This is a genomic window from Streptomyces poonensis, from assembly GCF_014650915.1.
GTDB classification, from domain to species: domain Bacteria; phylum Actinomycetota; class Actinomycetes; order Streptomycetales; family Streptomycetaceae; genus Streptomyces; species Streptomyces poonensis.
The window spans coordinates 248363-256788 of sequence record NZ_BMVW01000003.1 but is presented as its reverse complement, the minus strand read 5'-3'; the positions used below and the strand labels follow the sequence as shown (position 1 = coordinate 256788).

Below are 8426 nucleotides of genomic sequence, written 5' to 3'. Positions count from 1 at the left end.
GAACGGGCCACAGGGGCCGGGGCGAGCGCGGACGGTCGGACGAGATCGGTCAACTCACCCCGGCCGTCCCGGCCGTGGAGTCGTCGGCGAGGGCGGGTCGGCGCCGGGCCTGGAGATGACCGGCGACAACCTCATCGATACCGATACCGATACCGGGGCCGGGGCCGGCCGGGACGGACGCCGGATCGGACAGTTGCCGCCGCGACCGGCCGTCGGCCCGGCCTCCAGGTGAAGCTGCCGAAGGCGCCGTCCGTACGACGAAGTCGGAGCCGTGGCGGCCGGCCTCCGCCGGATCGACGCTGTGGTGCTGTCTGTGCTGTCTGTGCTGTTCGAGGCTGTGAGGACGTGGCTGGGCGGGCCGAGCAGCAGCGCCGTGATCGGATATCGCCACGAGTGCTGCCGGCAGGGACGAGTGCGCGGCATGTGGCAGCAGGATAAGCAGCCGTTCACCCATGACACCCCCTCGGTGATTCGGTGCGGTGCGAACGTGGTGCGAACGAACACCATTATCACTTGTTTCGATACTATGGGCGTCAGTGCGGAAATGCGAGGCTTAATAAGAAAAAACCGCACGAAGGCTGATTCCTCCGATTAAATGTACGCAAGCCGCCGCCGGTAGGCGGCAGAATGCAACCGGCCAACGCGGCATTTCCAGCATCAGAGCATCACTTGGACGTGTCCGGTGCTTAGGCAATTGACCGTCGTGCGTTCTTGCCACGGTGGCTTTCGGGGCGTCGATCGCGTTCCGCATTCCGGGTCCGGTCGGCGCTGCGCGGCGGAATCTCGACGACGGTGATGTCCCCACTGGCGAAGACCGCGTCGAAGGCGGCGGTCGACTTTGGCAGCGCCACCTCGGCTACGGCGGCGGCATCCCCGGCGAGATCTCCCTGGCCTGACTCGGCGGCACGACCGGGCTGTTCACCGTGGTGGCCTGAACGCGGCACCGTCCGTTCCTGCCCACGCCGGGCGAGCCGACCGCGTTGCCCTCGCCACAGGCAGGACGCCCCGTCGTCGGTGAAGGCCCGGTGCGCCGTATCCGTCTCCTCGCGCCGTCTTGACGTCCCAGTGGAGTGAGTGATTGAGTACTCACATGAAGACGGATCGCCGACAGCTCTCCACCGCCGAGGAACGCAGGGAGACGGTGCTGCGCACGGCCATCGGTGCCTTCGCCGCCCGCGGGTACTTCGGCACGACCACCACGGAGGTCGCCAAGGCGGCCGGGATCTCGCAGGCGTACGTCTACCGCCTCTTCCCGAACAAGGAGGCGCTGTTCGCCGCGGTCGTCGCGCACTGCTTCACCCGGGTGCGCAGCGCGATGGAACGGGGTGCGGCTGCGGCCACGAGCAGCGAGCCTCAGGTGGTGCTCGATTCGATGGGCGATGCATACGCCCGCCTGATCAGCGACAATGACCTGCTCCTTGTGCAGTTGCACGCCCAGGCGGCGGCGGTGTCGGAGCCGGTGATCCAGGAGGCGGTGCGTGCCGGGTACGCCCGTATGGTCGAGTACGTGCGCGGGGCTTCGGGGGGCAGTGAGGAACAGGTCCAGCGGTTCTTCGCCACCGGCATGCTCTGCCATCTGATCGTCAGCCTGGACGTCACCTCCGTCGACGCCCCCTGGACCCGCACCCTCGGCGCGGGTATCGCGCATTACTGACGCGCCCGGCGCCGGGCGGCCGCCCGGTCCTTCGCGGGACTGGTGGCCGCCTTGTTTCGGCGCAGCAAGTGAGTGGTCAACCACACTCTTCGGCCGCTCTCATTCATGGATCCAGCACCCTCCAGTCAAGGAGAAGCCATGCACGCCACCGAGATCGTCCTGCCCGCCGTCGGAGAGCCCGAGATTCTGGAGGTCCGCGTCAGGACGCTGCCGGAGCCGGGCCCCGGGCAGGCGCTCGTGCGGGTCGAGGCCAGCGGGGTGAGCTTCGCCGAACAGCAGATGCGGCGCGGCAAGTACTACGACATGCCGGCCTTTCCCTTCGTACCCGGCTACGACCTCGTCGGCGTCGTCGAGGAACTGGGGCCGGCCACGGACGAACCGCGTGCCCTGGCTCCGGGGCAGCGGGTCGCGGCACTCACCAAGACCGGCGGCTGGGCGGACCACGTCCTGCTGGACGCCGCCGACCTCGTACCGGTGCCGGACGGGGTGGGGGCCGCGGAGGCCGAAACCCTGGTGACCAACGGCCTGACGGCCTGGCGGATGCTCTTCCGCACGGCGCGCGTCCGGTCGGGGGACACCGTCGTGGTGCACGGGGCGAACGGCGGTGTCGGCAGTGTGCTCGTCCAGTTCGCCCGCGCCCGGGGCATCCGCGTCATCGGCACCGCCTCGGCCCGCAACCGGCAGGCCGTCGCCGCACTGGGCGCCGTGCCCGTCGACTACCGCGACGACGTGCTCGCCCGCGTCCGGGAACTGGCCCCCGAGGGCGTCGCGGCGGTCTTCGACCACGTCGGCGGCAAGAGCGTGAAGAACTCCTGGCGCATGCTCGCTCCCGGCGGCACCCTCGTCTCCTACGGCAGCGCCTCCACCCGCGACCACGACGGCAACGGAACCCTCACGGTCCTGCGGCTCGTCGCCCGGCTCGCCCTCTGGAACGCCCTGCCCGACGGGCGGCACGCCCACTTCTTCAACCTGTGGGCCGGGAAGGCCCGCCACCCGCACCGTTACCGCGCAGAACTGCGCGAGGACCTCGCCGAGATCTTCGCCCTGCTGCGCGACGGCACCGTCGAGGCGCGCATCGACCGCGTCTTCCCCCTGCACCGGGCCGCCGAGGCCCTCCGGCACGCCGAGTCCGGGACGGTGGTCGGCAAGGTCGTCATCGCTCCGGGCGCGGACGGCGACAGGCCCGGCACTCACCGGGCCTGACACGCGCAAGGTCTGCCACTCGGGGCTGCCGGGACGCGGTGTGCCACCTACCGCGGATCGGGCGCCGCCGGGACGTCCGGCTCGTACGGCGTCGTCGTGGCGGCCAGCAGCCTCGCCAGGCCGCGCATCTCCTCGTGTTCCCGCCGGCAGCGCCCGCACCCGTCCAGATGGGCGAGGCGTGCCTCGCCCTCCGGCTCGGCCTCGCCCGTCAGCGCCTCGGCCGCCAGATCGACCTTCACCTGCTCGCATTCCATGCCCGCCTCCTGCCTCTGGGACCCCGTGTTCCACCTCCAGCAACGTGCCTGTACGCCTCCCGGTTCACCTCTTCCGTACTCTCGGCAGTCCGTCGCCACCGTCCACACGACCACACACCGTCCGCTCGCCCACGTCGACGGCCTCGTGCGAACGAACACCGTTATCACTTGTTTCGATACTATGAGCGTCAGTCCAGGAATATGAGGTTTAATAAGGGAAAACCGCAGGAAGACTAATTCCTCCGATTAAATGCAGCATCAGAGCGTCATTTGAACGTGTCCGATGCTTATGGCGCTTGGCCGTCGTGCGTTCTTACCACTGTGGCTTTCGGGAGCGTCGGTCGCGACAGTTCGTCCGGCGGCGAACGACAGTGCGCGTCGGTGTTCGTTCCGGGGCGTCGGCAGGGGTTGAGACCGGGGTCGCGTTCCGCTTGCGGGATGCGGTCGGTGCTGCGCGGCGGGATCTCGACGACGGTGATGTCCACACTGGCGAAGACCGCGTCGAAGGCGGCGGTCGACTTCGCGTCGCGATCCCGGGTCAGGCGGGTGAAGTCGGCGGAACTTCGGTGCGACGGCTCTCTCGACGTGTCATGTGTGCTGGTGCGCTGGATCCGGCTTGGTCTGGCTGAGGTCCATCGGTGGTGTGGGTGTTCAGCCGCGGCGCGCCCGACTCCCCCGCCGCGCCAGGTAGCACAGGAGCGCGGCCCCGGCCAGGCAGCCGCCCGCCAGTGGTACGAGGACGTTCACCCAGGGATCACGGATGGGCTTGTACGTGGTCTTGCCCTTTTTGAGCTCGATGAAGCCGAGCGGCCTTGCTTCGAACCCGCCGCCGGCCACGCCGTCCTTGCCGGCCTCCTGGCCGGCGTTGCCGCCGAAGCCGAACCCGATCCGCGCCACGGGGATCACGGTGACGTCCTGGCTCACGATGGGCTCGCCGAAGACGACAGTGCCCTGAGCCCGGCCACCGAGCTTGTCGGCCAGCTGTTGCAGCAGAACGGCAGAGACTTGGTCTGCCGCCCTCGCTTCCAGCGGTGCGTTCTCCGAGGCGGTCATCGGCGGCCGCCCTCAGCCGGGCGTTCGGCTGGGCTCAGAAGGTCGATGGCGGCCGGGGAGGACATTCGAATCTCGGCGAAGGCGAAGCAGTCCACCGCGGTGAGAATACACGCAGTTGTGGTTGGGGGCAGCGGGAACGCAAACCAGGACATGGCCCAGCAACGAAACCGGCTCCGCGCACCGAGACAGCCGCATGAAGAGCGCAACCCTGGCCGGTGTCGCAGAACACAGCGCCAGGGTTGGTCGAAGCTCGCTACTTGGGTTGAGTACCACGTCGAGCAGCGGTAGGCAGGTTCGTTCGGTCGGGTTCCCATGGGTGCCATGGCCGTTGAGTGTGGCTCCTTGCAGGACATGACGATACGACGTGCCATGTGCGTGCAGGCTTGTCGGCGTCTCTGACCAGGGCGAATGAAGTGATCACAAGCCGGTCTCTCGAACCGGTCTCGCTCGGCGTCCAGCAGCGGAGCGGCCAGGCCCTCGCAGAGCCGGCCCCGCAACATGTCCAGCGCCCTGTGCAGCGCCTCGGCCGCCGCAGGCAGGTCTCCGCCGGCCCGGGCTGCTCGCCCCCGCTGCACCTGCGCAGTAAACGTTTCCAGATCGAGCGCTCCGGCTGGCACCGTCAGTGTGTAGCCCGCCTCGGACCACACCAACAGCCGGGACGGAGCGCGCGCCGGCCGGCCTGGCTCGAGCACTCGGCGGAGCCCGGCGGCGTGCCGCTGCAGCAGATTGACCGCACGCCCTGGGGCCGCCTGGCCCCACACAGCGTCGATCAACTTCTCCCTTGGCACCGGCCGGTTGGCGTGCAGCAGCAGTACTGCGAGCACCACGCGTTGCTGCACCGGGCCGGCGTTCAGCTCCGCCCCATTCCGCCACACCCGCAGTGGACCGAGCACCGCAAAGCGCAGCTTGGGGGACGCCGTGTGATCGTCCATCACCGACTCCCTACCGGGGGCAGGGCCAACCTAACTCGCGCGGAGCCCTCCGAGCCCCCGTCGACGGGCGGCACTTCTCCGCGCCCGCTGCGAAGGCGCTGCAATCAGTACTGGTTACACCCCATTGCGGTCGATCTCCGTACGCGCGCTCTTCGCCGGGCATCGTTACGTCACGCCGGGGAGGCGGTCAGCCGGATGGAGCTGCAGCCAGCGGTGGCCGGTCCACCACGGGCAGCTCCGGCAGGCCGAGCCAGGGAGAGATGCAGTCGTTCGCATCGGCCCCCCACGTGGTGGCCCACACCAGCGTGCACGGCAGGGCCAGCAGGCGTGGCCCGAGTGCGGGATCGATCCTGGTGATGAGCGGGTTCGTGGCGGCCCCTCGTGGAGTGCGCGCGGCCTCATAGGTCGGGTAGTCCCCGGGCAGCTGTTGCTGCGTAGCCCCGAAGGGAATGAGAGGGCCGTCGACATCGAGGAAGAGCAGGGGCAGTCCAGAACGGAGCACGACGGCACCGTCGCGGTTCGGTAAGGCGCTGGTGCCGGGCGAGCAGGTGCGTGAGGGAACGCTCCGGTGGTGGTCTGTCGGCGCAATACCGCGGCCTCGTGGCGCAGGATGAGCACCTCGGCGTTCTTCGCTGCGGTTTGCCCTCTCAGGCATCGGGCAGTGACGTCGCGAGGTCCTCCCACGCCGTGTGTACGTCCTCCCCGACGATCCCGAACTGCGTGATGACCGCGACGCAGCGCCCGTCCGCGTCATCGAGCTCGATCGCCGAGGTCGGGCCGTGCGCCGCCGTGGAGCGGACCAGGTGGCACGCCCGGACGCCCGCGAGGTCGATCTCCACCGAGCCGTCCGCGAACGCCGCGAACACCCGCCCATCGATGGTCTGGTCGGTGACGTGGAGACGGCCGCTGCACGCCTGCATGGCCGCCGGGGCGAACACCGCGACGCCGATCGGCAGCCCGACGGAGCAGACGTGGTCCAGCACCGCGGGTACGACGCTGACGTCGATCGCCCGGTGCGTGCCGCGGTACCGGCCGGACGCCCGGCGCCGGGCGGCCCCGCCGTCCGTGAGGATGGCGTCGAGCTGGGCGAGCTGGTCGCCGTTCTCCCACGCCGGCACTTCGGGCGCCGCGGACGGCCCGGCGGCCGGTGCTCCGGCGTCGACCGTGCCGACGAGCCCGGCCAGCAGACGGTCTCCCTCGGAGAGCAGCCGCCCCTGGTGCACGGTGCGGCCGTCCGCGTCGAGCAGGCGCAGGGTGACCGAGTCGGTGCCCTTGTCGTGCTCGACCACGGCCGAGGCGACGCCGTCGGGATCGATGCGCAGGGCGATCGAGCCCGGCTGGACGGCGAACGCGTCGCCGCGCAGGCTCGGGACCGCGTAGCTGCCGGCCTGGTCGATGTGTGCGACCGGCCCTCCGGTGACCGCCTGGACGTACCGGAAGAGCGTCAGGCACCGTGCCAGCTCCGGCATTCGCGTATCGATCAGCCGCACGGCGCTGTTCCGCCGGCCGCAGCACCCTTCGAACGCGCACCCGCCGTCGGTGTCCCGCCGCCCGGGACGGTGGTCCGTCATGGTCAGTACACGTCCCGTACGTAGCGCTTCGACCGGCGCAGGTCCGCGAGGTACTCCGCGGCGTCGCCGCCGCCGCGTCCGCGCTGCTCGGCGATGACGCCCAGCAGGGCCGCCTCGACGTCCTTCGCCATGCGGGAGGCGTCGCCGCAGACGTAGACGTGCGCGCCGTCCTCGAGCCACGCGTACAGCTCGCGCGACCGCTCGCGCATCCGTGTCTGCACGTAGACCTTCTCGGCCTGGTCGCGCGAGAACGCGAGGTCGAGCTCGGTGAGGACGCCGCGCCCGCGCAGTTCGGTCAGCTCGTCCTCGTACACGAAGTCGGTGGCGCGGTGCTGGTCGCCGAAGAACAGCCAGTTGCGGCCGGAGGCGCCCCGCGCGGCGCGTTCGTGGAGGAAGCCACGGAAGGGTGCGATGCCCGTGCCCGGACCGATCATGATCATCGGGGCGTCGTCGTCCGAGGGGACGCCGAAGGAGGCGTTCGGCTGGGGGTAGATCCCGGCGGCCCCCTCCTCGCCGATGCGGTCGGCGAGGTAGGACGAGGTGACGCCCTCGTACCGGCGGTCCCGGCTGCCGTAGCGGACGGACGCGACGGTGAGGTGGATGCGGTCCGGGTGGGCGAGCGGGCTCGACGAGATCGAGTACTGGCGGGCCTGCAGCGGGCGCAGGAACGGGAGGAGGTCAGTGAGGCCCGGCGCGGCGGGGCCGGCGTCGCGGAGCAGGTCGAGCACGTCGCGGCCCCAGAGCCAGGAGTCGAGCTCGGCGCGGTCGCTGTGCGCGACGACCGAGGCGAGTTCGCTCGTCGGCGCCCGCTGCACGAGGTCGGCGATCAGCTCCTTGGACGGGGTGCGGATCTCGCGCTCCGTGCGCAACAGTTCCGCGAGCGGACGCCCGTCGGCCTCCTCGTCGCCGCTCGCGCCGAGGTGGGCGAGGAGCTCGCCGACCAGGGCGTCGTCGTTCACGGGGACGACGGCAAGCGCGTCACCTGCCGTGTACGTGATGCCGCTGTCGCCGAGGTCGAACTCGTAGTGCCGGATCTCCTTGGCGCTGCCCGGCGCGGACAGCAGCCGGTTGACGGCGAGCCGGGAGCGGTACGGGGTGCGCTTGTTCCACCGGGAGCGGGGCCGGGCGGCTGCCGGAGCCGGAGTGGCCTCCGCAGCCGCCGGGGTCGCCGGGGCGGCGCCTGTCTCGGCCGCGAGCCGCTCCAGCACCGCCCCCGTCCACGCCGCCGCGGGCTCCTCGAAGTCGACGTCGCAGTCGACGCGGTCGTGCAGCCGGGTCGCCCCGAGCTGTTCCAGGCGGGTGTCGATGAGCTTCGCCGCCTGGCAGAAGTCGTCGTACCCCCGGTCGCCGAGCCCGAGCACCGCGTACCGCAGCCCCTCCAGGCGCGGTGCCGTGGCGGCCTGCAGCGCCTCCCAGAACAGCCCGGCGTTGTCGGGCATCTCGCCCTCGCCGTACGTCGAGGTGACGACGAGCACGTGGGACATGGTGGCGAGCCGCTCGGGCGTGACGTCGTCGAGCGCGGTGGCCCTGCCGCCGAGGCCGTGGGCGCGGGCGCCGGCGACGAGCTCCCCGGCGAGGAGTTCGGCGTTGCCGGTCTGGGTGCCGAACAGCACGTCGACGGTGGTCGTGGGCGCGTCGGAGGCGGCGGTGCCCCGGCGTCCGGCGGCCGCGATGCCCGCGATGAACCCGGCGAGCCAGGCCTCCTGCGCGGCGGAGAACGGCGCGTCGGCCGGGATGAGGGACCCGGTGGGGGGCATGA

General features: G+C 70.9%; 8 protein-coding genes and 1 pseudogene. 3 read left to right on the top strand and 6 right to left on the bottom strand.

Translation table 11 applies throughout. The features are described from left to right. Nucleotides 1-719 precede the first annotated feature (719 nt). The 3 genes from IE242_RS11195 (at nt 720) to IE242_RS11185 (ending at nt 2857) form a co-directional block, all read left to right on the top strand. Nucleotides 720-896: a hypothetical protein gene (locus tag IE242_RS11195; protein WP_189857958.1), complete on the top strand. Its 177-nt coding sequence runs from the start codon at nt 720-722 to the stop codon at nt 894-896. A gap of 194 nt (nt 897-1090) precedes the next feature. Further along, nucleotides 1091-1654: a TetR/AcrR family transcriptional regulator gene (locus tag IE242_RS11190; RefSeq protein ID WP_189857956.1), complete on the top strand. Its 564-nt coding sequence runs from the start codon at nt 1091-1093 to the stop codon at nt 1652-1654. Nucleotides 1655-1792: 138 nt separating this feature from the next. Further along, complete coding sequence (locus IE242_RS11185) at nt 1793-2857, top strand: medium chain dehydrogenase/reductase family protein (protein ID WP_189857954.1); 1065 nt, start codon at nt 1793-1795, stop codon at nt 2855-2857. 47 nt (nt 2858-2904) lie between these two features. Here the strand turns inward: IE242_RS11185 and IE242_RS11180 are convergent, their stop codons facing one another. The 6 genes and pseudogenes from IE242_RS11180 to IE242_RS11155 form a co-directional block, all read right to left on the bottom strand. Then, the gene (locus IE242_RS11180) at nt 2905-3111 is read right to left on the bottom strand and encodes a hypothetical protein (protein ID WP_189857953.1); all 207 of its coding nucleotides are present in this window, start codon (nt 3109-3111) and stop codon (nt 2905-2907) included. Between the two features lie 651 nt (nt 3112-3762). Further along, nucleotides 3763-4164, bottom strand: coding sequence for a GerW family sporulation protein (locus IE242_RS11175; RefSeq protein ID WP_189857951.1), 402 nt, complete (start codon nt 4162-4164; stop codon nt 3763-3765). Beyond that, entirely contained in the window at nt 4161-5096 is a 936-nt protein-coding gene (locus IE242_RS39170) for an AfsR/SARP family transcriptional regulator (protein WP_189857949.1), read from the bottom strand. Before IE242_RS39170 ends, IE242_RS11175 begins: the two co-directional genes overlap by 4 nt. A gap of 214 nt (nt 5097-5310) precedes the next feature. Continuing rightward, nucleotides 5311-5598, bottom strand: a pseudogene (locus tag IE242_RS11165) (HAD domain-containing protein); the annotation flags it as partial. Between the two features lie 145 nt (nt 5599-5743). Next, nucleotides 5744-6565, bottom strand: coding sequence for a hypothetical protein (locus IE242_RS11160; RefSeq protein ID WP_189857947.1), 822 nt, complete (start codon nt 6563-6565; stop codon nt 5744-5746). A 104-nt stretch (nt 6566-6669) separates the two neighbouring features. Then, the gene (locus tag IE242_RS11155; RefSeq protein ID WP_189858460.1) at nt 6670-8424 is read right to left on the bottom strand and encodes a sulfite reductase subunit alpha; all 1755 of its coding nucleotides are present in this window, start codon (nt 8422-8424) and stop codon (nt 6670-6672) included. Nucleotides 8425-8426: the final 2 nt, after the last annotated feature.

What these genes read in the sequence shown, in the direction of transcription:
- IE242_RS11180 (WP_189857953.1), bottom strand. Translation starts at nt 3,111, where the DNA reads ATGGAATGCGAGCAGGTGAAGGTCGATCTGGCGGCCGAGGCGCTGACG.
- IE242_RS11185 (WP_189857954.1), top strand. Translation starts at nt 1,793, where the DNA reads ATGCACGCCACCGAGATCGTCCTGCCCGCCGTCGGAGAGCCCGAGATT.
- IE242_RS39170 (WP_189857949.1), bottom strand. Translation starts at nt 5,096, where the DNA reads ATGGACGATCACACGGCGTCCCCCAAGCTGCGCTTTGCGGTGCTCGGT.
- IE242_RS11155 (WP_189858460.1), bottom strand. Translation starts at nt 8,424, where the DNA reads ATGCCCCCCACCGGGTCCCTCATCCCGGCCGACGCGCCGTTCTCCGCC.
- IE242_RS11175 (WP_189857951.1), bottom strand. Translation starts at nt 4,164, where the DNA reads ATGACCGCCTCGGAGAACGCACCGCTGGAAGCGAGGGCGGCAGACCAA.
- IE242_RS11190 (WP_189857956.1), top strand. Translation starts at nt 1,091, where the DNA reads ATGAAGACGGATCGCCGACAGCTCTCCACCGCCGAGGAACGCAGGGAG.
- IE242_RS11160 (WP_189857947.1), bottom strand. Translation starts at nt 6,565, where the DNA reads ATGCCGGAGCTGGCACGGTGCCTGACGCTCTTCCGGTACGTCCAGGCG.